This window comes from Pseudomonas sp. MHK4, assembly GCF_054600775.1.
Genome location: NZ_BAAIAK010000003.1, coordinates 407,837 through 432,964 on the forward strand (window position 1 = coordinate 407,837; position 25,128 = coordinate 432,964).

The following is a 25,128-nucleotide window of genomic DNA, read 5'->3' on the forward strand; positions in this document are numbered from 1 at the left end:
CTCAAGAATTCAAGCGTGCGCCAACGCCGAATGCTCATCCGCATCCAGCAATTCTTTATCCGTCTGCTGCATCACCTGGCTGGTAATCGCCCCAGCCGTCATCGAACCACTCACGTTCAACGCCGTACGCCCCATATCAATCAGCGGCTCGACCGAAATCAGCAACGCCACCAGTGACACCGGCAAGCCCATCGCCGGCAACACGATCAGCGCGGCAAAGGTCGCACCCCCGCCAACGCCCGCCACGCCCGCTGAACTCAGCGTGACAATCGCCACCAGCGTCGCGATCCACAAGGGGTCCAATGGATTGATGCCAACGGTCGGCGCCACCATCACCGCCAACATCGCCGGATACAGGCCGGCGCAACCGTTCTGGCCAATGGTCGCGCCGAACGACGCGGCAAAACTGGCGATGGATTGCGGGATGCCCAGGCGGCTGGTCTGCGCTTCGATGCTCAGCGGAATGGTCGCGGCGCTCGAACGGCTGGTGAACGCAAACGTCAGCACCGGCCAGATCTTGCGGAAGAACCGCAGCGGGTTGATCCCCGCCGCCGACACCAGCACGCCATGCACGACAAACATCAGGCCCAGGCCGACGTAGGACACCACCACGAAACTGCCGAGCTTGATGATGTCCTGCAGGTTGGAGCCTGCGACCACCTTGGTCATCAGCGCCAGCACACCGTACGGGGTCAACTTCATCACCAGGCGCACAAGGCGCATCACCCAGGCTTGCAGGGTGTCGATGGCGTTGATCACTTTCTGACCTTTTTCCACGTCATCCTTGAGCAGCTGCAACGCCGCGACCCCGAGGAACGCAGCAAAGATCACCACGCTGATGATCGACGTCGGCTTGGCCCGCGCCAAGTCGGCGAACGGGTTTTGCGGAATGAACGACAGCAACAATTGCGGCACATTCAGGTCGGCAACCTTGCCGGCGTAGTCGGTCTGGATGGTTTGCAGGCGCGCCATTTCCTGGGTACCGGCCACCAGTCCCTCGGCGGTCAGGCCGAACAGGTTGGTCAGGCCGATGCCGATCAAGGCCGCGATGGCGGTGGTGAACAGCAGCGTGCCAATGGTCAGGAAGCTGATCTTGCCCAGCGACGAGGCGTTGTGCAGGCGGGCCACGGCGCTGAGGATCGAGGCGAATACCAGCGGGATCACGATCATTTGCAGCAACTGCACGTAACCGTTGCCCACCAGATCGAACCAGCCGATCGACGCTTTCAGCACCGGATTTCCGGCACCGTAGACAGTGTGCAACGCCACACCAAACGCCACGCCCATCACCAGGGCGATCAGGACTTTTTTCGCCAGGCTCCAGGTGGTGTGGCGGGTTTGTGCCAGGCCCAGGAGCAGGGCGAGGAACACCAGCAGATTGAGAATCAGCGGCAGATTCATGAGGACTCCGAAAGTGACTTGTGCCAGCCACCTTCCGGGGCAGCTGCGAACCGGCAAGCCTAACAGCTTGATTTGCAATGATTTAATATCAAAAACGTCTGGTAACTGTCGTTTTTGGAATAAGCGGATGTCGCTCTCGGGGATGCAGCTGACGCGAAAGGCACGTTGGCGGTCGCTGACAGACGAGGACTGTCACAGTTATTTGTTAGCGTCGATCTCTTTCACTCAGGGAGAAACGCAGATGAAGTTCGCACCGAAATTTCTGGTCGCCGCACTTTGCCTGGGCCTTGCCGGCCAGGTACTCGCCACGGATCTGAAGCATTGGCCAGCCGATCAGGCCAAGGCGCTGGACGCGATGATCGCGGCCAATGCCAACAAGGGTAACTACGCGGTGTTCGACATGGACAACACCAGTTACCGCTACGACCTCGAAGAGTCGTTGCTGCCGTTCATGGAAAACAAGGGCCTGATCACCCGCGACAAGCTCGACCCCTCCCTGAAACTGATGCCGTTCAAGGACACCGCTGACCACAAGGAAAGCCTGTTCAGCTACTACTATCGCCTCTGTGAAGTCGACGACATGGTGTGTTATCCATGGGTCGCTCAAGTGTTCTCCGGCTTCACGCTGCAAGAACTCAAGGGCTATGTCGACGAGATGATGGCGTCCGGCAAACCGGTGCCGGCCACTTATTACGAAGGCGATGTGGTCAAGAACCTCGACGTCAACCCGCCGAAAATCTTCACCGGCCAGCAAGAGCTGTACAACAAGCTGATGGAGAACGGTATCGAGGTCTATGTCATGACCGCCGCCTCCGAAGAACTGGTGCGCATGGTCGCCGCCGATCCGAAGTACGGCTACAACGTCAAACCGCAGAACGTGATCGGCGTGTCGCTGCTGCTCAAGGACCCCAAGACCGGTGAACTGACCACTGCACGCAAGCAGATCACTGCGGGCAAATATGACGAGAAGGCCAACCTCGGCCTGGAACTGACCCCGTACCTGTGGACCCCGGCGACCTGGATGGCGGGTAAACAAGCGGCAATCCTGACCTACATCGATGAATGGAAAAAACCGGTCCTGGTCGGCGGCGATACCCCCACCAGCGACGGCTACATGCTGTTCCACAGCGTCGACGTGGCCAAGGGTGGCATCCACCTGTGGGTCAACCGCAAAGACAAATACATGACCCAGATCCAGGGCATGATGGCCAAGCACGCCGCGGCCCAGGCCAAGGAAGGTTTGCCGGTGACGGCGGACAAGAACTGGGTGATCGTCACACCGCAAGAAATCCAGTAAGGGTTTTGATTCACTGTAGGAGCGAGCTTGCTCGCGATGGTCGTTAACGATGACGCGTGCTTTCTGATTTAACGCGGTGTCCTTGCGTTCATCGCGAGCAAGCTCGCTCCTACAGTTGATCTGTGGAAGCAAAATGCCCCGCACTTGGCGGGGCATTTTTATTCGTTGCAACTGACGCTTACAGCCCGTCAAGCATCGCCTTGTTACGCACAGCACCCTTGTCGGCACTGGTCGCCAGCAGGGCGTAGGCCTTCAGTGCAGTAGTCACTTTACGAGGACGCACTTCAACCGGTTTCCAGCCTTTCTTGTCCTGCTCGACGCGGCGTGCAGCCAGTTCTTCGTCGCTGACCAACAGGTTGATCGAGCGATTCGGAATGTCGATCAGCACCTTGTCGCCGTCCTGTACCAGGCCAATCGCGCCACCGGCAGCGGCTTCAGGCGATGCGTGGCCGATGGACAGGCCCGAGGTGCCGCCGGAGAAACGGCCGTCGGTGAGCAGGGCGCAGGCTTTGCCCAGGCCTTTGGATTTCAGGTACGACGTCGGGTAGAGCATTTCCTGCATGCCCGGGCCGCCTTTCGGGCCTTCGTAGCGAATGATGACGATGTCGCCTTCCTTCACTTCGTCGGCAAGGATGCCGCGTACGGCGCTGTCCTGGCTTTCGAAGATCTTGGCGTTGCCTTCGAACACGTGGATCGACTCGTCGACGCCGGCGGTTTTCACCACGCAGCCGTCCAGGGCGATGTTGCCGTAGAGCACGGCCAGGCCGCCTTCTTGCGAGTAAGCGTGCTCGACACTGCGGATGCAGCCGTTTTCACGGTCGTCATCCAGGGTTTCCCAACGGGTCGACTGGCTGAACGCGGTTTGCGTCGGGATGCCCGCAGGACCTGCCTTGAAGAAGTGGTGCACGGCTTCGTCGGTGGTCTGGGTGATGTCCCACTTGGCGATGGCTTCTTCCATGCTGCGGCTGTGCACGGTCGGCAGCTGGGTGTGCAGCAAGCCACCACGGGCCAGCGAGCCGAGGATGCTGAAGATCCCGCCGGCACGGTGCACGTCTTCCATGTGGTACTTCTGGATGTTCGGAGCAACTTTGCACAGTTGCGGCACGTGGCGGGAGAGACGGTCGATGTCGCGCAGGTCGAAATCGATCTCGGCTTCCTGGGCCGCGGCCAGCAAGTGCAGGATGGTGTTGGTGGAACCGCCCATGGCGATGTCCAGGGTCATGGCGTTTTCGAACGCCTGGAAGTTGGCGATGTTGCGCGGCAACACCGACTCGTCGTTATCAAAGTAGTAACGTTTGCACAGCTCGACGATGGTGCGGCCGGCCTGCAGGAACAGTTGCTCGCGGTCGCTGTGGGTGGCCAGGGTGGAACCGTTGCCCGGCAATGCCAGGCCCAGGGCTTCGACCAGGCAGTTCATCGAGTTGGCAGTGAACATGCCGGAGCACGAGCCGCAGGTCGGGCAGGCGCTACGCTCGTACTCGGCGACTTTCTCGTCAGAAGCGCTGGAATCGGCGGCGATTACCATGGCGTCGACCAGGTCGAGACCGTGGCTGGCCAGTTTGGTCTTGCCGGCTTCCATCGGGCCGCCGGACACGAAGATCACCGGGATGTTCAGGCGCAGGGACGCCATCAGCATGCCAGGGGTGATCTTGTCGCAGTTGGAGATGCAAACGATGGCGTCGGCGCAGTGGGCGTTGACCATGTATTCGACGGAGTCGGCGATGATCTCGCGGCTCGGCAGCGAGTACAGCATGCCGTCGTGGCCCATGGCGATGCCGTCATCGACGGCGATGGTGTTGAATTCTTTTGCCACACCGCCAGCGCGTTCGATTTCGCGGGCGACCAGTTGGCCCAGATCTTTCAGGTGCACGTGACCCGGTACGAACTGGGTGAAGGAGTTGGCAATGGCGATGATCGGCTTCTTGAAGTCGTCATCTTTCATCCCCGTGGCGCGCCACAGTGCGCGAGCGCCGGCCATGTTGCGGCCATGGGTGGATGTTTTCGAGCGGTAATCAGGCATGAAGCACTCCGGGCGGCTAATCAGGTATCAAAAGGGAAGTGAGCTTCTATTGACGTCTGGAACACTCAGAAATGGCCGCGTGTCCGGAAGTTGCCGATAACTTTGCGGGATCGCCGCGCGCTTCAGCTTGAGCTCATAAACCCGCCGGGGATGACTGGCGATGAATGTTCGCGATTCTACACGGCTGGCGGCAGGAGGGAATGCCTGTAGGAGCGAGCTTGCTCGCGAAAAACCTGAGAGTGTCGCGGGGTGTCAGGCTTTGAGCGTTATCGTTGACGACCATCGCGAGCAAGCTCGCTCCTACATGGACTGTGTTTCAGATCCAGATGGCGTCCCAGAGCGAATATTCGCCGATATGGTCGACGAGCCCTGCGCGTAATGGGTTGGCAATGATGTATCGAGCCATGGCTTTCAGATCCTCGTCGCGGCGCAACGCTCGGTCGAAGTAGCCTTTTTGCCAAACAGGCGCTGAAAGGCCTCGCGCCTGATTGATGAGTCGAGCACTGCGGGATTTGGTTACTTGCATGAGCTTCGGCAAATCGCCGTTATGGAGTTCAACCAGCCAGTGAATATGATCGGGCATGATCACCCAGGCTAAAGCCGTTGCGTCGCCGGCTTCATGAGTTCTTCTGAGCTCATGTACAACCAGGCGACCCATGCGCCAGTCCTTGAAAATCGGTTGTCGTTCATGAGTGACAGCGGTGAGCAGATAGATACGGCCATCTTCCGAGTGGCGGCCGGTACGTAAACGGTGAGCGTGGGGAGGGATGGACATTCCGTTGTCCTCTTCGATGACTGGAAGAGAAAACGTTAGACGCAGCGGTAAAAGATGTCGTGATGACAGTTGGTCTGGATGTGTCGGTACCCCTGTAGGAGCGAGCTTGCTCGCGAAAAACGTCAACGATAACGCGGTATGTCTGAACATCCGCGGTGCCTGTTTGTTCTTCGCGAGCAAGCTCGCTCCTACAGTGGTTTGCGGTATTAGCTATTCGGCAACAACCGGCAAGTAATGCTCTTGATGTATCGAGTCTCGGCAATCGCCGGATGCACCGGATGATCCGGCCCCTGACCGCCACGTTCCAGCATCTGGATATTGCGATCCAGGTGGCGGGCGCTGGTCAGCAGGATGTTCTGCAGGTCGTCTTCCGGCAGGTGCATCGAGCACGATGCGCTGAACAGGATGCCGTCCTTGGTGAGCAGGCGCATGGCTTGCTCGTTCAGGCGGCGGTAGGCGCCTTCGCCGTTTTTCATGTCTTTCTTGCGTTTGATGAACGCGGGCGGGTCGGCCACGATCACGTCGAAGCGCTCTTCGCTGGCTTTCAGTTCTTTCAGGGCTTCGAAGACGTCGCCTTCGATGCAGGTCATTTTCTCGGCGAAACCGTTCAGCGCAGCTACACGGCTGGCGGCAGGAGGGAATACCTGCAAGCGGGGAGTCGGCATTCACAAGACGTGCGGACGCAACCCTTGTAGGAGTGAGCTCGCTCGCGATGAGCCAGGGAACGCCGCGGAGTACCAGACTTTCAGCGTCATTGTTGGTGACCATCGCGAGCGAGCTCACTCCCACAGGAATGGCGGCGATTGATCAGTGTATTGAGGCCGAGCGCCACCGCGCTGAGCAGCAGAAAAGCCAGTGCCAGGGTCGTTTGCAGATCTGTTCCACTCAGGTTGATCAATGCGCTGATCAAACCGCCACAGATGAAAACCAGTGTGTTCCCGGCCGACGCTGAAGTGCCGGCGTTGTCCGGAAACACGTCCATCGCTTTGGACGTGGCGATGGGGCGTGCGATGGTCGTGCCGGCGGTACAGATGATCATCGGCACCAATACCGTCAAGGTCGAAAGCCCAAGCCAACTTGAGAGTAAAAGCATCACCACTCCTGAGAAGAAAATCAGGCTCAATCCGACAATGATTTGAGTATTGGGTGTAATCCGGCTGGTAAGCACCCGGGCGGCGATCCCGCCGATGATATACGCTGCACCATAGAGCAGAAGGGTCAGGGAGAACGCGTAGACCGACATGTGTAGCTGATCCATGAAGATCAGCGGCGAAACGACGATGAAGGAAAAGTGGCAAGTAAAGGCTATGGCCGCGATCAACCAATAGCCCATGAACCCCGCGTTGCCACACACCCGTTGGTAGGTGTGAAGGATGCGCTGGCGTGAGGCCAGGGCAGGTCGCTGGTCTTCCAACATGAAATACGCCTTCAGAAACACGACGACGGCCAATGCAATAAACAGAAGAAAGCTGCCGTGCCAGTCCAAGGCCTGTTGCAGCACGCTGCCCAACAACGGCGAGACGGAAATGAACACCCCGCTGGCCGTTACCATCAGAATCCGCAGCCGATCCCGCTCCTTGCCCTGGAACAAATCCTGGACCAGCGCCTGCGACAGCACGAAGCAACCGCAGCCGATGGCCTGGACCACGCGGAACATCAGGAACGCTACGTAATCGGTGGAAAGCAGGCAGCCGGTCGCCCCCGCGATCGAAACCGCCATGCCTGCCAGGAGCAGACGTTTGCGGCCGATAGTATCCGAGAGCGGTCCGATCAACAGTTGGGAAAGGGAGATGCCGATGGCGAAAAGGCTGATGGACAGCGCGATATCAGCGGGCGTGGTCCAGAAGTGTTCGGCCAGGGCGGGGAAGGAGGGCAGCAACACGTCGAGGGGGAAGACGCCGAGTAACACCATCGTCATTAACAGAACGACCGCTGCCCGACGCTTTTCTGCACTGACTGCATATTTTTCATCATTCATCGATAAGCCCTGCCTCGGAGAACAGTTGCCTATTGATAGGCAGGTCAAAGAACCCTGCCTCTTTCAATGCTTGAAATGTGGCGCTGGCGCTTGATCGGATGCGAAGAAGACGAGCGTGCTCGTCCGCCATATCAGCAATAATTTGAGCAACTGACTTTTCGCTAAGGCCAACGCTGCGTAGGCTCCCGCTGAGCCAGCATTCATCGGTCTCAAAGAAAATAAGCAGAATCTCTATGAGCAGCTCGGCTGCTAGGGCGCGCTGAGCGCCGCTAAAGTTCAGCCAAAAATAATGAAACACTTCGCAGAAGTAGCGACTGTGTCGAGCCTCGTCGGCGAGATGATCTCTGAGCATTTCCTGAACGGTGCTCACCAAAGCGTCGCGACAAACGTCGAGCAGCTCCTTGGCGATAATCGTCTCCGAGACGAAGCCCACAAGAAACCACACCAATGCTTTGTGCTTGGTCGGTGTGTGGTCGATCAGTTCATTCAGTCGGGTAATTCGTTGGGGCATGACCGGTCGGTCAGTCATGCCATAAAAGTCTGCAATTTGTTCGGCAAGATTATTGGAGAACAGCGCGTGATAGCCTTCATCAGTGTAAAGCTGCAGAGCAGCTGTTTTCATCCTTGTAGGAATAGCAATGCCCAGTTCGTCGTGGGCAATGATTTCAACTGATCGGTTGACGATGCGGTGTTCAAGCAAGGTGGTGTAGTCGAGAAAGTGCACCAAATGGTTGGCGGAAAGGCGTTGAGTGATTGCTTTATTTTTTGTTTTGAGCGCTGGGTGATTTAGATAAGAGAGAAAAGTCGGTGGAAACCAGTATCGAGTTTCCAATTGTTCATTTAAGTCCGAGGGCAGTAGATAACAGTGCGGGCTGCTTCTAACTGAGGATCGGGTGTTCCAGTCACCAAGGGTGAAGCGGCGGACCCACATGATACGGTCGTTAGGGAAAGCGTTCATTGCCTCTGCTCCTGCGAGGTCAACAGCGATTTTAACTCTTTACACATCACTTGCCCGTCACTCTTGCCGCAACCAACAAAAAACAACACTTGCTCTGGACTATCTTCCAATCCCAACAAGGCTTCCACCTGATCATCTGTCAATGCGCCGGTCAACCAGGTGTTCAATCCCATTGCGGTGGCTGCTAACTGGAACGTCTGGGAAATATGGCCGGCTTCGATGTAGGCCATTCGATAGGCTCGCGAGTGCTCATATTTCCACCAAAGTTTGTCGAATCTACAGGTTATGAACAATCCGAATGGCAGGTTGTTGATGAAGTGTTGCCCGGATAGAAGATGCCCTAATGGTTGATCGGGCAAGGGGTTGACGAAACTCAGCGCGTGCGCCGTGGAATGATAGGCGTATAAACCGGTCTTCAGACCAACAACGTTTTGAACCTGGAGAAAGCCTTCACAGGCATTTAGCCCACCACCAGATGGACTGCTTCGCCGAGCTCCGAGGCCTTCAGCAATGCTTTCATCGATGTCGTTTTCGCGCTCACGCAAATAGCCGAGGGTCAGGTAAAGAAGTGTACTTATGATCTCTAGAGAAACGGCTTCACCTGTGAAAGTGCGGCAGGTTTTTCGGTCAATCAGAACGTTTGCTAGGGAGCGTTCCGGGAGGCAAGAAGGGAGCGGTAGGGCAATCAGGTCGCGTGCCAAGGATTCCGCGACTCTGGTTGGAGGGGGGGAGGTATTGAGGACGTTTGTACAATGATCGAGATATAGGCTCGACCATTCATGAGTGTCTTGCGGGACGTGAACGCAAGGGATGTTCTTAGTGCCAGTGTGGAATATTTTTGATAGTTCATCCCAGCCCCATTTTGTGTGGCTGGGTTTGGTGTTTGTAAGGATTCCTGCACTAAGGAATTGAGAGTCAATTTCGTTTGAATTGTTGAAGTTGTTTGGATTTTCGATTAGTTCGGCAAGTCGAGTTGAGTATTCAAGGTTGAGCTCAAACTGTTTGTGACTTTTGTAATCCCAGATTATTTGGTTGGGGGTGCGCGGAAGTATGAAAATATTAGGATTTATTTGCATGTTAAATGATTCTCTGGGTGGTGCCCTATAAAACGCTGGGTAGCCGGCACTCCCCAGCGCTTCATTTACTTATCAGGCTTTCTTGGAAACCAGAAAAGCCAAGTTCGCGATGTGGGAAGCTTCCAGAGTAATTGCTTTCATGTTTGAACTCCTTTTGATTTTAAGTGAATGTCACTTTTGAAGTGACAGTTCAATCATAGGTGTTGGTCATGTTTTTTCAAGAAAATACTGAGTAGGAATATTCTATTAATGTTGTCGGAGTAATCCTACATACTAATCGACTTTATGGCTTTTCGGATCAATAACAATAACGTAGCTTCCCACTAGGGCGTAGAGGGGGCGTAAAGTTCAGAAAATGTATTGGGGGGCGATAAGCCGTCGCCCCCCAATAAAATAGTGCAATCAGCTATTCGGCAACAACCGGCAAGTAATGCTCTTGATATACCGAGTCTCGGCAATCGCCGGATGCACCGGATGATCCGGCCCCTGACCGCCACGTTCCAGCATCTGGATATTGCGGTCCAGGTGGCGGGCGCTGGTCAGCAGGATGTTCTGCAGGTCGTCTTCGGGCAGGTGCATCGAGCACGAAGCGCTGACGAGGATGCCGTCCTTGGTGAGCAGGCGCATGGCTTGTTCGTTCAGGCGGCGGTAGGCGCCTTCGCCGTTTTTCATGTCTTTCTTGCGTTTGATGAACGCTGGCGGGTCGGCCACGATCACGTCGAAGCGCTCTTCGCTGGCTTTCAGTTCTTTCAGGGCTTCGAAGACGTCGCCTTCGATGCAGGTCATTTTCTCGGCGAAACCGTTCAGCGCGGCGTTGCGCTCGACGCCGTCGAGGGCGAAGGCCGAGGCGTCGACGCAGAACACTTCACTGGCGCCGAACGCGGCCGCTTGCACGCCCCAGCCGCCGATATAGCTGTACAGGTCGAGCACGCGCTTGCCCTTGGCGTAGGGCGCCAGGCGTGCGCGGTTCATGCGGTGGTCGTAGAACCAGCCGGTTTTCTGGCCCTGGATGACCGGCGCTTCGAATTTCACGCCATTCTCTTCCAGCGCGACCCACTCCGGCACCAGGCCGAAGACGGTTTCGACGTAGCGATTGAGACCTTCGGCATCACGGGCGGCGGAGTCGTTCTTGAACAGGATGCCGCTTGGCTTGAGCACCTGGGTCAGGGCCGCGATCACGTCGTCTTTATGGGCTTCCATGGTCGCCGAGGCGATCTGCACCACCAGGATGTCGCCGAAACGGTCGACCACCAGGCCTGGCAGCAGGTCGGAATCGCCGTAGACCAGGCGATAGAACGGCTTGTCGAACAGGCGCTCGCGCAGCGACAGGGCCACGTTCAGGCGATGCACCAGCAGCGATTTGTCGAGTGGCAGCTTGATGTCGCGCGACAGCAGGCGCGCGCAGATCAGGTTGTTCGGGCTCATGGCGACGATGCCCAGCGGCTTGCCGCCGGCGGCTTCGAGGATCGCCTGGTCGCCGGCCTTGAAGCCGTGCAACGGGGTGGCAGCCACGTCGATTTCGTTGCTGTAGACCCACAGGTGACCGTTGCGCAGGCGACGGTCGGCGTTGGCTTTGAGGCGCAGGCTAGGCAGGGACATGACGTCGCTCCGGAAAAAAGAGCGGGAGTATAGCGTGTTGAGGGGTGTGGCGGGTTCGAAGGGCGATGAAACGCTGATGGCCCCATCGCGAGCAAGCTCGCTTCCACATTGGAATGGGTTGCCCTGTGGGAGCGAGCTTGCTCGCGATAGCGGTTTGGAATACTTACGCCGAAAGCAGCTGAATCAACTCACGATTGAACGCCGGAATGTCATCCGGTTGGCGGCTGCTGATCAGTGTTCCGTCCTTGACCACTTCCTTGTCGACCCAATGGGCACCGGCATTCACCAGATCGTCCTTTAGCGTCTTGTAGCTGGTCATGGTCTTGCCGTTGACCAGCCCGGCCGAAACCAACAGCCAGCCGCCATGACAGATGACCGCGATCGGCTTGCCGGCAGAGGTGCCCATCTTGACCAGGTGCTGGGCATCCTGGTCGAGGCGGATGGTGTCGGAATTCTGCACACCGCCAGGCAGGACCACGGCGTCGTATTCCTCGATACTGGCCGAGCGGAATGTCCGGTCAACCTTGAAGTCGTCCGCCGGTTTATCGTGATTCCAGCCTTTGACCTGACCTTCCTTCGCGGAAAGTATGTCGACCCGGGCGCCCGCCCTGCTCCAGGGCTTCTTTCGGTCCGGTCAGTTCGACCTGCTCGAAACCATTGGTCACCAGTATCGCGACGCGTTTGCCATTCAGGGAATTGGACATGAAAAAGCTCCTGACTTTGAGAGAGTGATTGCCCGTGGGCATTACAAAGTCCGAAGCCAGGTTTTGAATGAAAGTTCCTGCGATGTGCTCGCTGGTATGTCGGATCCAATATCAGAAAGGTTAGAATCTGCGCCTGTCCCAGAGTGTGTACTTATGTCCCAAGAGCTGACGCCCGAACAAATCCAGCAATCCCTGCAAGGCATCAGTGTGCCGGCCCAGCCGCAGATCATGGTGGATCTGCAGATGGAGCAGTACATGCCCGACCCGGATCTGGATGTGATCGCGAAGCTGATCTCCCAGGACCCGGGGCTCTCTGGCTCCCTGCTGAAAATCGTCAACTCGCCGTATTACGGCCTGAGCAACAAGATCGCTTCGATCCAGCGCGCGGTGAATCTGCTGGGTAGCCGTTCGATCATCAACCTGATCAACGCGCAGTCGATCAAGGGCGAGATGAACGACGATACCATCGTCACCTTGAACCGGTTCTGGGACACCGCCCAGGACGTGGCGATGACCTGCCTGACCCTGGCCAAGCGCATTGGCGCCCAGGCCGGCGATGAAGCCTATGCCCTCGGGTTGTTCCACGATTGCGGCGTGCCGCTGATGCTGCAGCGGTTCCCCAACTACATGAGCGTGCTGGAACAGGCCTATGCCAACGCCGGCCCCGATTGCCGGGTGGTGGACACCGAGAACCAGGCGTTCAACACCAACCACGCCGTGGTCGGGTACTACACGGCCAAGTCCTGGCGCCTGCCGGATCACGTGTCTGCCGCGATCGCCAACCATCACAATGCCCTGGCGATCTTCAGTGACGAGTCGTCGCGCAACAGCGCCCTGAAAAACCTGTTGGCGATCCTGAAAATGGCCGAGCATATTTGTGCGTCCTACCGGGTGCTGGGCAACCAGCCCGAAGACCATGAGTGGAACAGCATCGGGCATTTGGTGCTCGATTACGTCGGCCTCTCGGATTACGATTTCGAAACCCTCAAGCAGACGATTCGCGACCTCGGCGCTCATCGCTGAGTGGCGAATCTCTTCTCACCGAGCGTCTGATTCGAGAACCCCATGCCTGAACTGCCAGAAGTCGAAACCACCCGCCGCGGGATTGCGCCGCACCTGGAAGGCCAGCGCGTCAGCCGGGTGATCGTGCGTGATCGGCGCCTGCGCTGGCCGATTCCCGAAGACCTCGATGTGCGTTTGTCGGGCCAGCGCATCGTGCTGGTGGAGCGGCGCGCCAAGTACCTGTTGATCAATGCCGAGGTTGGCACCTTGATCAGCCATTTGGGCATGTCGGGGAATTTGCGTCTGGTTGAAGCCGGCCTGCCGGCCGCCAAGCATGAGCATGTGGATATCGAGCTGGAGTCGGGCCTGGCCTTGCGCTACACCGACCCGCGGCGGTTCGGCGCGATGCTGTGGAGCCTCGATCCGTACAATCATGAGCTGTTGATTCGCCTGGGGCCAGAGCCGCTGACCGACTTGTTCGACGGTGAACGGCTGTTCCAGCAGTCGCGCGGGCGCTCGATGGCGGTCAAGCCGTTCATCATGGACAACGCGGTGGTGGTTGGCGTCGGTAACATCTATGCGACCGAAGCGCTGTTCGCCGCCGGTATCGACCCGCGTCGTGAAGCCAGGAGCATTTCCCGGGCGCGGTACCTGAAGCTGGCAATCGAGATCAAGCGCATCCTGGCGGCCGCCATCGAGCGGGGCGGCACCACGCTGCGCGACTTTATCGGCGGAGACGGTCAGCCGGGCTACTTCCAGCAGGAGCTGTTCGTGTACGGCCGTGGTGCCGAGCACTGCAAGGTCTGTGGTACGCCATTGCGTGAAGTGAAACTCGGGCAGCGCGCCAGCGTGTTCTGCCCGCGCTGTCAGACCTGAAAAACAAAAGATCGCAGCCTGCGGCAGCTCCTACAGGGGAATGCGATCTCTGAAGGAGCTGCCGCAGGCTGCGATCTTTCAAGCCTTGCCGGTAATCTTGCGGTACTTCTCCATCAACTGCTCTTCAGTCTCAGGATGGGCTTCGTCCAGCGGAATGCAATCCACCGGGCAGACCTGCTGGCACTGCGGTTCGTCGTAGTGGCCGACACACTGGGTGCACAGGTTCGGGTCGATCACGTAGATTTCTTCGCCCTGGGAAATGGCGGCGTTGGGGCACTCGGGTTCGCAGACGTCGCAGTTGATGCAATCGTCGGTGATGATCAGGGACATGCTAACTCCAGCCGGGGCGGCAGGCCCGGGCGCAATAAATCAATGCGCGTAATTGTGCCGCATTGGTGAGCGCTATGCACGCGGGCGCGACGTTCTGTAGGAGCCGGCTTGCTGGCGATGGCGGTGTGTCAGGTGCACCGCGATGTATTGATCGCCAGCAAGCCGGTTCCTACAGTCCGGGTATTACTTCTTGAAGCGTTGTGTCAGGGCGTCCGCGACTATCGGGTGCACGAACTTGGTGATATCGCCGCCCAAGGCTGCAATTTCACGGACCAACGTCGAGGAAATGAAGGAATAACGCTCGGACGGGGTAAGAAACAGGCTTTCCACATCCGGGGCCAGCTGGCGGTTCATGTTGGCCAGCTGGAACTCGTATTCGAAGTCCGACACCGCGCGCAAACCACGCAGGAACACGTTGGCATTCTGCTCTTTGGCAAAGTGCGCCAGCAGCGTCGAGAAGCCGACGACTTCTACGTTCGGCAGATGTTTGGTGACCTCGCGAGCCAGTTCTACTCGCTGTTCCATTGGAAACAACGGGTTTTTCTTCGGGCTGGCGGCGACAGCAATGATCACGTGATCGAACAGGCGCGAGGCGCGTTCGACCAGATCGCCATGGCCCTTGGTAATAGGGTCGAAGGTACCTGGGTACAACACTCGGTTCATCGCGTCGTCCTGGCGGGAGTGCGTTGGGGATTCGGATGGTATCGCAGCCTAACCGGTCGGCCAAGTCGCCTTTTGGGTAAGAAAGCACTAAAGACGATAGGAATAATCGTCTTTTTCATGGGTTTTTTAAACGTTCGGCCAGTGAAGTCGCCAGTTGCGCCGTCAATCCGTAGACCGACAACTGCGGGTTTGCGCCAATGCTGGTGGGGAACAGCGAGCCGTCATGAATCGACAGATTGACCAGTTGATGATGTCGGCCGAGGCTGTCGGCGACGGCATTTTTCGGCTCTTCGCCCATCGCGCAGCCGCCCATCACATGGGCACTGCCCAGCCGCGTGCGATACAACTCCAGGCTCAGGCTGTCGATCAAGGTGCGTGCTTCGGCGAGGGTGTTCACGTAACGCGCGTCGGCGTGCATCGGCATCACGGCCCTGGCACCGCCGGCGAACTGGATCTCGGCCATGCTGTGGAAGGCCCGGCGCAATCCATCCCAGGCATAGGCAGACACCTGATAATCGAGCACGGGTGTGTCGTCGCCGCGTAACTGTACGCTGCCGCCCTGGCTGTCCGGGTGAAAACCGTCGCGCAGCAGCGCGAGCATGGCGTGGGTATGCGGCAGATTGGCCATATGTTGCGCATTTTCCTGGCCGAAACCGCCCAGCAGCGTCGTCGCCAGCGCCGGGTGCAGCGGTGGAACCTCCAGTTTGTAGGCCATTTTGCCCGTGGTGCCGTCCTGCCATTGGAAATGGTCGGAGTAGATCGACTGCGGCGCCCCATAGAAGGGGTTGACCACCTCGTCGAACAGCGCGGCGGACATGTTCACCGGATGCAGGAACGTGCGCTTGCCTACGCATTGGTGCGGGTCGGGTGCCCCTGAGCGCAGCAGCAATGCCGGGCTGTTGATCCCGCCGCCAGCCAGCACGTAATGCCGCGCCTTGACCGTGATCTTGCGGCCGGTGGGCTCGACGCAACGCTCGTCCATCGCCACGCATTGCAGGCCGCTGACCTTGTCGTCGCTGATCAGGAGCTTTTCGGCGCGGGCCAAGTAAAGCAGCTCGCCGCCGTTTTCCAGGGTGGCCGGAATGGTCGTGACCATCATCGATTGCTTGGCATTGGTCGGGCAGCCCATGCCGCAGTAACCGAGGTTCCAGCAGCCGCGCACATTGCGCGGGATGACATGCCAGCTGTAGCCGAGCTTTTCGCAGCCCTTGCGGATCACATCGTTGTTGGCATTGGGTGGCACCATCCACGGAGCGACGCCCAGGCGCTGTTCCATTTTTTCGAACCAGGGCGCCATTTCAGCGGGGGAGTGGCCCTTCACGTTGTGTTCCCTGGCCCAGTGTTCGAGCGTCGGCTCTGGCGTTCGAAAGCTCGAAGTCCAGTTGATCAGCGTAGTGCCGCCCACCGCCCGACCCTGGAGGATGGTGATCGCGCCGTCCTTGCTCATGCGGCCGATGCCTTCCTGGTAGAGGCTGGCGTAGGCCTGGTCTTCGAGCAACTTGAAGTCGCTGCTGGTCTTGAGCGGGCCTTCCTCGATCAGCAGCACCTTGTAGCCGGCCGTGCTGAGGATTTCGGCCGTGGTCCCGCCGCCGGCGCCGCTGCCGATGATCGCCACATCCGCTTCGAGGGTCAGGTCCTGGGTCAGTTGCGAGCCGTTGTGGGTTTTCCAGCCGCGGGCCATGCCTTCGCGGAACGGGTCGGGTACGGGCATCTTTGGAGGTCTCTTTTTATTGTTGGATTAGGTGGTGAGGCGGCTGACGCCATCGCGGGCAAGCCCGGCTCCCACAGGGGTTGAGTCGTTCGCAAAAAGGTGAGACACCTCAATACCTGTGGGAGCGGGCTTGCTCGCGAAGGCGTCGACTCGGTTTCAAACCGTCGGCGGTCCCGGATACCCGCAATGCGCCCACGATTCCTTACGCCCATACCAGGCCATCATCACCAGTTGCAGCAATGAACTGTGGCCCATGCGCAGCAGGCTCAACGAGCTGTTTTCCCAGCGTTCGAGGAAGTGCCGGATATCGCCGGCACTGGCGTTTTCCCAACTGCCCCAGATCCCGGTCAGCGGCCCGCGGGTGACGGCCATGCCCAGCACGTCGAACAATTGCCGGGTGAGCTTGAGCATTTCCTGCGACAGGTGATCGAGGTTGTAATCGAGGCTTTTCAGGGTGCCCTCGACAGCATCGGGCATACCCTGGGCAGCCACGGCGCCCTCGAGCAGCACCGGGACGAGGGCGCGCAGAAACGCCAGGTCGCCACTGCGCAGCGCCGTGAAGCCGCTGGCAGGCACGCTCGATGAGCAGCCGCTCAGACTGGCCCCCAACCCGGCGGTGGCAAGAAAGGCGCTGGCGCCGAGGCTGAATTTGAGCAGGCCGCGCCGTGACAGCGCGGGAGTATCGGACAGGCTAGGGTGCATTCTTGTTATTACCCGAGGGTGATCATCGTTAACGGATAAACAGCTTCTGGATCAGTTTCTGAATGGATTTGCCGTAGGGCGGGTAGATCAGTTTCGCCGCGTTGAACCGTTGCTTGATCAGCACGCCCTTGGCCTTGCTGAAGGTCAGGAAGCCTTCGTGGCCGTGGTAGTGACCCATGCCCGAAGCGCCGATGCCGCCGAACGGCATGTCATCCTGGGCCACGTGCAACAGGGTGTCGTTGAGGCAAACACCGCCGGAATGGGTCTCGTTGAGCACGCGGTTCTGCTCGCGCTTGTCGTAGCCGAAGTAGTACAGCGCCAGTGGGCGAGGGCGCTGGTTGATGTAGGCAAACGCCTGGTCCAGATGTTTGTACGGCACGATCGGCAACAGCGGGCCAAAGATTTCGTCCTGCATCACCGTCATGTCGTCGCTGACGTTGAGCAGCAGGCTATGCCCCATACGGCGGCCCTGGCCTTGATCGAACAACGGGATCAGCTGCGCACCTTTGCCGGTGGCGTCGCTGACATAGCCGTTGAGTCGCGCCAGTTGTCGGTCATTGATGATCGCGGTGTAGTCCGGGTTGTCGGCGAGGGTCGGATAAAAACCGCGAACCGCCTGCCGATAGGCCTCAACGAAAGCGTCGACGCGATCTTCCGGTACCAGCACGTAGTCCGGGGCCACGCAGGTCTGGCCGGCATTGAGGGTTTTGCCGAAAGCGATGCGCTCGGCGGCATCCTTGAGCGGTACGTCCTGGGAAACGATGGCCGGGGACTTGCCGCCCAATTCCAGCGTGACCGGCGTCAGGTTTTCCGCCGCCGCGCGCATCACGTGCTTGCCGATGCTGGTGGCGCCGGTGAACAGCAGGTGATCGAAAGGCAGGCGCGAAAACGCCACGCCGATATCGGCTTCGCCCAGCACCACGCACACCAGGTCTTCAGGGAAGATCCGCGCGAACAATGCCTTGAGCAGCAAACCGGTGGCCGGGGTCGATTCGCTGAGCTTGAGCATCACCCGGTTACCCGCCGCCAACGCGCCGACCAAGGGCCCGATGGCCAGGTACAGCGGATAGTTCCACGGCACGATCACCCCGACCACGCCGAGTGGCTGATAGATCACCTTCGCCGAGGCAGGCTGAAAAGCGACACCGACCTTGCGCCGCGACGGGCGCATCCAGCCGTTGAGGTGGCGGCTGGCGTAATGGATGCCGTGCAGGCTGGGCATCAGTTCGGCGAGCAGGGTTTCATCGGCGCTGCGGTGGCTGAAATCCTGGTTGATCGCATCGATCAGGGCCTGGCGTTCGTTGTTCAGCAAATCCCGTAGTGCCTTGAGCCATTGCTGGCGCTGGGCCGCGGGTGGCATCGGGTGGGCGGCATAGGCCGCGCGCTGTGCATCGAACCGGGCCTGGAGTTCTTCCAGGGGCTGCTGGAGGTTTTGCAGGTAGGAAATGTCAGCAGTCATGGTCGGCTCCGGATTTATTGTAGTGAGAGCATTTTTAGAGTCTATACTCTAGAAAGTCAAATACCATCCTCGGCATCGCTTTGTTTTATCCGCTGGCGGATAGGTCGTAAGATGCCCCTCACCGCACTCTGAATTTAAGCTCAAGCCATGGCCCCACGGATCAAAACCAGCGAGCGCATCGTGCAGAACAGCCTGGAGCTGTTCAACCAGCAGGGCGAGCGCAGCATCAGCACCAACCACATCGCCGCCCATATGGAGATTTCTCCGGGCAACCTGTACTACCACTTCCCCAACAAGCAGGCGATCATCGCCGTGCTGTTCAGTGAGTATGAGAGCCTGGTGGACAGTTTCCTGCGTCCGCCGCAGGGCCGCGCAGCCACGGTGGAAGACAAGCGCTTCTACCTCAAGGAGCTGTTGTCAGCCATGTGGCGCTACCGGTTCCTGCACCGGGACCTGGAGCACTTGCTCGACAGTGACCCGGAGCTGGCCGCCCGCTACCGGCGTTTTTCCCAACGCTGCGTGATCCAGGGCGCCGCCATCTACGAAGGTTTTGTCGCCGCCGGCATCCTCAAGATGGATCGGGTGCAGATCGAGTCCCTGACGATCAATGCCTGGATCATCCTCACCTCCTGGGTGCGTTTTTTGTGCACCACGCGGGAAAACTCCAGCCACCTCAGCGAGCAGGCCATCAAGCGCGGTGTCTACCAGGTGCTGGTGCTGGAGGCGGGTTTCGTCACGGACCAGGCGCGTGATGCGGTCGCTGCGTTGTTTGAAGAGTTTTACGTGCCGCTGGCCCAGGCGCTGGAAGAAGTATGAAATAAAGCCTGCTGCAGGATCGAAAATCGCCCATCACAGGAGCCCGTTATGCCCATTGCGCAACTGATCAGCCCGCAAGTACTGGACCTGAAGAAGGACCAGCCGGGGTTGGTGATTCTTGATTGTCGTTTTGCCCTCGAAGACCTGGATTATGGCCAGCGCAGCTATGCGCAAGGGCACATCGGCGGGTCGGCTTTTGCCGATCTTGAGCGTGATCTGAGTGGAAAAGTGATCAAGGGCGTGACCGGACGTCATCCATTGCCCGAGCCGGCGGACCTGATTGAGCGCCTGCAAGCCTGGGGTATCAATGCCGACAGCGAAGTGGTTCTGTACGACGACGGTCCGGGCGCGTTCGCGGCACGGGCCTGGTGGCTGCTGGCCTGGCTGGGCAAGCGTGACGGCGTGTTCATCCTCGATGGCGGACTCAAGGCCTGGCACGCGGCGGGGCTGCCCCTGAGCCTTGATCCACCGGCGAACAGCCGCGGCACCTTTACCGGGAAACCGGACACCGCGTTGGTTCTCAGCGCCGAGCAGTTGCACAAGCGTCTGACCCGACCCGCGCTGACCCTGCTCGATGCCCGTGCCTTGCCGCGCTTCAAGGGCGAAGTCGAGCCGATCGACCCGATTGCCGGGCACATCCCCGGTGCGCAATGTGCGGCCTTCACCGACAACCTGGGCAGCGACGGGCGGTTCCTGCCAGCCGACCAGCTCAAGCAGCGTTTTGCCGCGAAGCTGGGTGATCGCTCGCCGACCGATCTGGTGGCGTACTGCGGGTCCGGCGTGACAGCTTGCCATAACCTGTTCGCACTGTGCCTGGCGGGTTATCCGTTGGCGGCGCTGTATGCCGGGTCGTGGAGCGAGTGGATCAATGATCCTGCGCGGGGCGTTGCCACTGGCGAATAGAACGCGAAAATCCCACATGGGTAACTGATTTGTTTTGAGATTTAAAACAATCGGGCATTGCGATACGCCCCAGGCCCAACCCCATACACCTGCTTGAACTGCCGACTCAGATGACTCTGGTCGGCAAACCCCAGTTGCGTCGCGACTTCCAGGGGCAAACACCCCCCCTGCAACAACACCCGCGCCCGAGCGATGCGCTGTTGCATCAGCCAGGTGTGCGGCGGCATGCCGGTGGCACGGCGGAACACCCGGGCGAAGTGGAAAGGCGACAGGTTCACCGCCGCTGCCAGTTCTTCAAGCGAGGGGGGTGCCGCCAATTGCGCGTGCAGCAGGTCCTTGGCCAATGTCACTGCCCGGTGTTCCTTGCCCGGTTTGCCGGCTTCGGGAACCGCCGCGTGACGCTGCAGCAGTGACAGCATCAGTTCTCGCCAGGCGGTCTGTTGTTGCAGCGCGGTGGCCGGGCTTTCGAGCAAGCGATGCAATTGGCAGAAGCCGTTCACCAGATCCGGATCGCGGTACAAGGTGGCGCCGAACGCCGGCAGATGGTCGGTGGGCAATTCGAGTTCGGCCAGCAGCGACAGCATCTGCCCGCTATCGGGGTAAAACGCCCGGTACAACCAGCCATCCTCCGTGCCCTTGTGGCCGGTGTGCAGTTCATCAGGGTTGATCAGCACCAGTGTGCCGCTACCTGCCAAGTGTTCGGTGCCGCGATAGCGGTAGCGCTGGGCGCCGGCCATGATCATGCCGATCACGTAGCCGTCGTGCACATGGGGGGCGAATCGCTGCTCGATGTAGCGTGCCGACAACAACTCGATCCCGGCCAATGGCGCCGTTTGCCAGAAGTGGATGGATTCGCCTAGTGGATTGCCCATGGCCTAATCGCGCCCCATGTCGGTCAGCCACTGCGGGATGCGTCGTTCCAGGTAGTACCCCGGTTGGCGGAACGAGCCATCGACGAATCCGACATGCCCGCCCCGAGCCTGCAATTCGAATTGCGTGCAGGCCGACAACTCGTCGGCTTGCGGCAGGCTATGAGGGAAAACGAAGGGGTCATCGGCTGCCTGAATGATCAGGGTTGGCGTACAGATCTCGCCGAGGAAGTAGCGGCTCGAGGCGCGGCGGTAGTAGTCCTCGGCGTCAACGAAACCATTGAGCGGCGCGGTTACCCGGCCGTCAAAATCCCAGAACGTGCGCATGTTTTCCAGCGATCCCAGTGCCGCGAGGGCCGCGAGGCCGTCCTCGCGCCCGTCGTGCTGGAACTGGCGTTGCTTGTTCTTGATGTAGGCCAGCATCTCGCGCATGAAATGCGCCTGATAGACCTTGGAAAAACCCTGGCCGATTCGGTCGGCGCAATGGTCCAGGCGAAACGGCACCGACACCGCCACCGCACCGCGCACGCCGCTGGCGCTGCCGGTTTCGCCCAGATGCTTGAGCAGCACGTTGCCGCCCAGGGAGTAACCGACGGCATACAACGGCGCGAGCGGACGCTTCGCCCGCAGATGCCTGATGGTTTCGGCCAGGTCTTCACTGGCGCCGGAATGGTAGCTGCGCGGCAACAGATTGGGTTCGCCGGAGCAACCGCGCCAGTTCAGCGCGACACTGGCCCAGCCCTGGTCACCCAGGGCTTTTTGTATCCCGGCCACGTAAGGCGAATTCGACGAGCCGGTCAGCCCGTGCAACACCAGGACCAAAGGCGCCTCGGCGCTGTGCGGGCCATACCAGTCGAGGTCGAGGAAGTCGCCATCCTCGAGCCACAGGCGTTCACGCTCACGTTCGAGGTGGGTGGTTTTGCGCCACAGCGGTCCCCACAAGGTCTGCAAGTGCGGGTTGCCGAGGCCGAAGGCCGGCCTGAAGGCGGCCCGTTGAGTGATCGTTTGGCGCGGTTGCACATCCATTCTCGGTAAAAGGTCTTCGTGAAGCCGCACAATGACGCGGCCAGCCTGCGCTGCGGCCGCGTCGTCATGGAATTCTAACCTGCCACAAACTCATCTGTTGAGCGACATGTGGCACTGGCCGCACTTTCGATGGGGTCTGGCAACGGTTGCTGGTCGGTCTTGGGTCCCAGGATGACAGTGTTCCATCGCTCGTTATCGAGGTGACGGTTGAGTGCGTTCTTGACCGATTCGAGGTTCAATTCCAACGCTTTTTGCGTGGAGAAATCGAGTTCCAAAGGCAAGTCGTTGATACCGATGTCGCGCAGCTGCCTGACGATCTGTGCATTGGTGGTGCTGTCCAATGGCGCGCTGCCTGCCAGTCGCGTTTTGCTGTCATCGAGTTCTTTCTGTGTGGGGCCGTGGTTAAGGAAGTCGCGATACATTTCCCTGATTTTTGTCAGTACTGCATCGGCCACCTCCGGTCTGGTCTGCAGCTCGATGACCAGGATGCCCTGCGCCTGAAGGGCAGAGAGTCTGGCTTGAACGTCATAGGTGAGCCCTCGACGCTCACGAAGTTCATGCATCAGCCGGGTGGTGAAAATCTGGTTGGCCATCTGCAATGCGACAAAGTCAGGGCTGTTGCGCAGGACGCCTGGTTGGGCAAGACGCAGATAAGCCTGGGTCGACGGCCTTTCTAGCTGCAGATAACCTGGGGGGGCGGGACTGTCCGGGGATTTGATCGTGGTGACGGCTGGCCCCAGAGGCAATGCGCTGGAAATCTGTAGGCCAATGCGCTGGGCTTCATCCTCCGTAAGGTCGCCGACCAGCGTAATCTGCGCGTTCCCTGCTGCGTACGCCTTGCGATGGAAATCCTGCACCTGGTCGCGGGTGATGGCCGCAAGCCCGGCCTTGGTTCCATAGACGGACTGAGCGTAACCATGTCCGGGGAACAGCAACCCATGGAGGGCTTGATTGGCCTGGTTTACGTGGGACTGGTCCTCAAGGTCGAGAAAATGCAGTAGCTGGGATTTCGCCAGAGGCAGGGACTGCTCCGGCAATGAAGGTTTGCCAAGCATCAGGGCAAACAGCTCCAGCGCTGGCGCTCGCCGGGCTTCGTCGCTCAGGCTGCGCAACGAAAAGCTGGCTCGATCCTGAGTGATCCCCATGCCCAGGCTCGCTCCCAGTTGGTCGAAACTCTCCAGGATGGCGTTGAGGTCCCTGCCTTCCACCCCCTCATTCAATAGGCTATAGGTCAGCGCTGCCAGGCCCGGTTGATCGGGGGTGTGAGCGCTGCCAGCGGCGAAGCTGACATGGACGTCGAACATGGGTAGGCCGGGGGTGCGAATGAACAGGACCCTGGTATCGGTAAAGGTTTTATATCCCTTGATCGGCAGCGACCGCGGGACCGCTTGAACCTGAGGTTCATTCAGCGATTGCAGCGCGGCTTTTTGTGATGCAGCCATAGTGGCGGCGGATGCCGTAAACGCCTGCCCGCTCACAAGCGCTAAGGCCAGTATCAGCCATGCTTCTTTCATGGTGGATGTGAACTTAGCCATTGTTTTTCTCCGGCAAGATCTTGGCGATGCTCATGCGTTCGCGTGTCAGGTAAGTCGCGGCAGCGTTTTGAATATCCAGCGGGGTGATCTTGTTCAGCTCATCCGTGTCCTGATCCGCCAGCTGCCAGTCGAGGCCAATGCTTTCCAGCAGGCCAAGGGTGCTGGCTTGTCCTTCCAGATCATCCCGCGCATAAACCGTGTTGGCGATCAGGATAGTTTTGGCCCGATCCAGTTCTGCTTTTGTCGGTGGCTTGGTTTTCAGTTCATCAATCGCTTGCCACAGGCGCGCAAGTGCCTGGTCAGGGTTAGTTATCTTGTCGAGGTTGAGTTGAGAGCTGATGGTCAGCAATGAATCGCCGCGAGTGAAGGCGTTGTACTCTGACTGGACTTCGGAAAATATCCCGTCCACAAACTGCAGTTGCTGTTTGAGCCGAGCACTGTTGGAGCCTGCCAATAGGGTTTCGAGCAGGCGCAGGGTGTGAGCGATCCTGCGCTCTGGCGCAGTGGCCAGGCCGGGCGTGTTGAAACTCATGATGAGTCGCGGAGCCGAAATCGGGGCGTGCAGGATCAACGACCTTTCGCCAGGTGTGGGCAACTCGACAGGCGCGAGGGCAATGGGCGTCGTGCGGCGCTCCAGATGACCGAAGTATTTCTGCGCCAGCGCCTTCACCCCGTCGGGCGTGACATTGCCAACCACCACCAGCGTCGCATTGTTTGGCGCGTACCAGGCCTGATACCACTGCTGCAGTTGAAGGACATTCAGCCGCTGCACGTCGTGCATCCAGCCAATGGTAGGCGTGCGATAGGCACTGCTCAGGTACGCAATGCTTTCCAGTCGCTCGACGCTCTGTGCCGGTGCATGGTCGTCGATACTATCGCGACGCTCCTGCGCAATGACCTCCCTCTCCGTGGCGAAGTCTTGCTCGCGCAAACTCGCCGTACTCATCAGGTCGGTCATGATTTCGAACGCGACGCCCAGCCGACCGGGGGCAAGTGTCTGGTGATAGACCGTGTAGTCCTTGCCGGTGAAAGCGTTTTCGCGGGCTCCGAGGTTTTCCAATAGCGCGGCAAACTCCCCGGCGCAGGCTTTGCTGCTGCCTTTGTAGACCATGTGTTCCAGGGCATGGGACAAGCCGGATTGACCAGGCGGCTCATAGCTTGCCCCGACTTTCAGCCAGAGCTGAGCGGTGACGGCGGCTGATCGATGATCTTCGCGCACGATAACCTTCAGCCCGTTGCCCAAGGTGAAAGCTTGCGTCGAAGGGGGGGATGCGGCGGCAGCCAGGAGCGGCAGCCACCCGATAAAGAGCAACAGACATGTGCTGCGGGAGATGTTCATCCGTGTACATCCTCAGTGGTTTGCAGGTATTTGCGCAAACCACTGTGGATTATCTGGAGGAATGTCCGGCGGTAACTATGTAGGGCGTC

The 25,128-nt window shown here is 59.2% G+C and carries 21 protein-coding genes and 2 pseudogenes; 5 read left to right on the forward strand and 18 right to left on the reverse strand.

The window, feature by feature from the left end; translation table 11 throughout:
* Nucleotides 1-9 precede the first annotated feature (9 nt).
* Nucleotides 10-1,401 (reverse strand): L-cystine transporter, encoded by a 1,392-nt coding sequence (locus ACYP2Q_RS10535; RefSeq protein ID WP_459730389.1) that lies wholly within the window; start codon nt 1,399-1,401, stop codon nt 10-12.
* Between the two features lie 241 nt (nt 1,402-1,642).
* Between ACYP2Q_RS10535 and ACYP2Q_RS10540 the strand changes: the two genes are divergently transcribed.
* Nucleotides 1,643-2,698, forward strand: coding sequence for an HAD family hydrolase (locus ACYP2Q_RS10540; RefSeq protein WP_459730390.1), 1,056 nt, complete (start codon nt 1,643-1,645; stop codon nt 2,696-2,698).
* A 178-nt stretch (nt 2,699-2,876) separates the two neighbouring features.
* Here ACYP2Q_RS10540 and ilvD read toward each other — a convergent pair whose 3' ends face one another.
* The 8 genes and pseudogenes from ilvD to ACYP2Q_RS10580 form a co-directional block, all read right to left on the reverse strand.
* Nucleotides 2,877-4,718, reverse strand: a complete 1,842-nt coding sequence (gene ilvD / locus ACYP2Q_RS10545) for a dihydroxy-acid dehydratase (protein WP_110662550.1) — start codon at nt 4,716-4,718, stop codon at nt 2,877-2,879.
* A gap of 316 nt (nt 4,719-5,034) precedes the next feature.
* Complete coding sequence (locus ACYP2Q_RS10550; protein ID WP_459730391.1) at nt 5,035-5,493, reverse strand: REP-associated tyrosine transposase; 459 nt, start codon at nt 5,491-5,493, stop codon at nt 5,035-5,037.
* A gap of 206 nt (nt 5,494-5,699) precedes the next feature.
* Nucleotides 5,700-6,116, reverse strand: a pseudogene (locus ACYP2Q_RS10555) (RlmI/RlmK family 23S rRNA methyltransferase); the annotation flags it as partial.
* Nucleotides 6,117-6,244: 128 nt separating this feature from the next.
* Nucleotides 6,245-7,471 (reverse strand): MFS transporter, encoded by a 1,227-nt coding sequence (locus ACYP2Q_RS10560; RefSeq protein ID WP_459730392.1) that lies wholly within the window; start codon nt 7,469-7,471, stop codon nt 6,245-6,247.
* The gene (locus ACYP2Q_RS10565; RefSeq protein WP_459730393.1) at nt 7,464-8,429 is read right to left on the reverse strand and encodes a diiron oxygenase; all 966 of its coding nucleotides are present in this window, start codon (nt 8,427-8,429) and stop codon (nt 7,464-7,466) included. Before ACYP2Q_RS10565 ends, ACYP2Q_RS10560 begins: the two co-directional genes overlap by 8 nt.
* Nucleotides 8,426-9,505, reverse strand: a complete 1,080-nt coding sequence (locus tag ACYP2Q_RS10570; RefSeq protein WP_459730394.1) for a SagB family peptide dehydrogenase — start codon at nt 9,503-9,505, stop codon at nt 8,426-8,428. The genes ACYP2Q_RS10565 and ACYP2Q_RS10570 overlap by 4 nt, the downstream gene beginning before the upstream one ends.
* Nucleotides 9,506-9,907: 402 nt before the next feature.
* On the reverse strand, nt 9,908-11,104 hold the full coding sequence (locus tag ACYP2Q_RS10575; RefSeq protein WP_459730395.1) for a class I SAM-dependent rRNA methyltransferase: 1,197 nt from the start codon (nt 11,102-11,104) through the stop codon (nt 9,908-9,910).
* Nucleotides 11,105-11,267: 163 nt separating this feature from the next.
* Nucleotides 11,268-11,808, reverse strand: a pseudogene (locus tag ACYP2Q_RS10580) (type 1 glutamine amidotransferase domain-containing protein).
* A 207-nt stretch (nt 11,809-12,015) separates the two neighbouring features.
* Between ACYP2Q_RS10580 and ACYP2Q_RS10585 the strand changes: the two are divergent.
* Together ACYP2Q_RS10585 and mutM are read left to right on the forward strand one after the other, a co-directional pair.
* The gene (locus ACYP2Q_RS10585; protein ID WP_459730628.1) at nt 12,016-12,831 is read left to right on the forward strand and encodes an HDOD domain-containing protein; all 816 of its coding nucleotides are present in this window, start codon (nt 12,016-12,018) and stop codon (nt 12,829-12,831) included.
* A gap of 42 nt (nt 12,832-12,873) precedes the next feature.
* The gene (mutM, locus tag ACYP2Q_RS10590) at nt 12,874-13,686 is read left to right on the forward strand and encodes a bifunctional DNA-formamidopyrimidine glycosylase/DNA-(apurinic or apyrimidinic site) lyase (protein WP_459730396.1); all 813 of its coding nucleotides are present in this window, start codon (nt 12,874-12,876) and stop codon (nt 13,684-13,686) included.
* 78 nt (nt 13,687-13,764) lie between these two features.
* Here the strand turns inward: mutM and ACYP2Q_RS10595 are convergent, their stop codons facing one another.
* The 5 genes from ACYP2Q_RS10595 to ACYP2Q_RS10615 all read right to left on the reverse strand — a co-directional run bounded on the left by ACYP2Q_RS10595 (nt 13,765) and on the right by ACYP2Q_RS10615 (nt 18,551).
* Nucleotides 13,765-14,016, reverse strand: coding sequence for a YfhL family 4Fe-4S dicluster ferredoxin (locus ACYP2Q_RS10595; protein ID WP_003195146.1), 252 nt, complete (start codon nt 14,014-14,016; stop codon nt 13,765-13,767).
* A 183-nt stretch (nt 14,017-14,199) separates the two neighbouring features.
* On the reverse strand, nt 14,200-14,679 hold the full coding sequence (coaD, locus tag ACYP2Q_RS10600; protein ID WP_459730397.1) for a pantetheine-phosphate adenylyltransferase: 480 nt from the start codon (nt 14,677-14,679) through the stop codon (nt 14,200-14,202).
* A 115-nt stretch (nt 14,680-14,794) separates the two neighbouring features.
* Nucleotides 14,795-16,390 carry a GMC family oxidoreductase gene (locus ACYP2Q_RS10605; protein WP_459730398.1) on the reverse strand — a complete coding sequence of 532 codons (1,596 nt, stop codon included), beginning with the start codon at nt 16,388-16,390 and terminating at the stop codon, nt 14,795-14,797.
* A 156-nt stretch (nt 16,391-16,546) separates the two neighbouring features.
* A complete protein-coding gene (locus ACYP2Q_RS10610) occupies nt 16,547-17,092 on the reverse strand; it encodes a twin-arginine translocation pathway signal protein (protein ID WP_459730399.1) in 546 nt (181 codons plus the stop codon).
* A 28-nt stretch (nt 17,093-17,120) separates the two neighbouring features.
* Nucleotides 17,121-18,551: a coniferyl aldehyde dehydrogenase gene (locus ACYP2Q_RS10615; RefSeq protein WP_459730400.1), complete on the reverse strand. Its 1,431-nt coding sequence runs from the start codon at nt 18,549-18,551 to the stop codon at nt 17,121-17,123.
* Between the two features lie 147 nt (nt 18,552-18,698).
* On the opposite strand from ACYP2Q_RS10615, the gene ACYP2Q_RS10620 reads away from it, so the two are divergent.
* On the forward strand, nt 18,699-19,367 hold the full coding sequence (locus tag ACYP2Q_RS10620) for a TetR/AcrR family transcriptional regulator (RefSeq protein ID WP_406591768.1): 669 nt from the start codon (nt 18,699-18,701) through the stop codon (nt 19,365-19,367).
* Nucleotides 19,368-19,415: 48 nt separating this feature from the next.
* Nucleotides 19,416-20,270 carry a sulfurtransferase gene (locus ACYP2Q_RS10625; RefSeq protein WP_459730401.1) on the forward strand — a complete coding sequence of 285 codons (855 nt, stop codon included), beginning with the start codon at nt 19,416-19,418 and terminating at the stop codon, nt 20,268-20,270.
* 41 nt (nt 20,271-20,311) lie between these two features.
* Here ACYP2Q_RS10625 and ACYP2Q_RS10630 read toward each other — a convergent pair whose 3' ends face one another.
* The 4 genes from ACYP2Q_RS10630 to ACYP2Q_RS10645 form a co-directional block, all read right to left on the reverse strand.
* A complete protein-coding gene (locus tag ACYP2Q_RS10630; protein ID WP_459730402.1) occupies nt 20,312-21,142 on the reverse strand; it encodes an AraC family transcriptional regulator in 831 nt (276 codons plus the stop codon).
* A gap of 3 nt (nt 21,143-21,145) precedes the next feature.
* Nucleotides 21,146-22,165 carry a hydrolase gene (locus ACYP2Q_RS10635; protein WP_459730403.1) on the reverse strand — a complete coding sequence of 340 codons (1,020 nt, stop codon included), beginning with the start codon at nt 22,163-22,165 and terminating at the stop codon, nt 21,146-21,148.
* Nucleotides 22,166-22,239: 74 nt separating this feature from the next.
* Nucleotides 22,240-23,700 carry a M16 family metallopeptidase gene (locus ACYP2Q_RS10640; RefSeq protein WP_459730404.1) on the reverse strand — a complete coding sequence of 487 codons (1,461 nt, stop codon included), beginning with the start codon at nt 23,698-23,700 and terminating at the stop codon, nt 22,240-22,242.
* On the reverse strand, nt 23,693-25,039 hold the full coding sequence (locus ACYP2Q_RS10645) for a M16 family metallopeptidase (RefSeq protein WP_459730405.1): 1,347 nt from the start codon (nt 25,037-25,039) through the stop codon (nt 23,693-23,695). The genes ACYP2Q_RS10640 and ACYP2Q_RS10645 overlap by 8 nt, the downstream gene beginning before the upstream one ends.
* Nucleotides 25,040-25,128 lie beyond the last annotated feature (89 nt).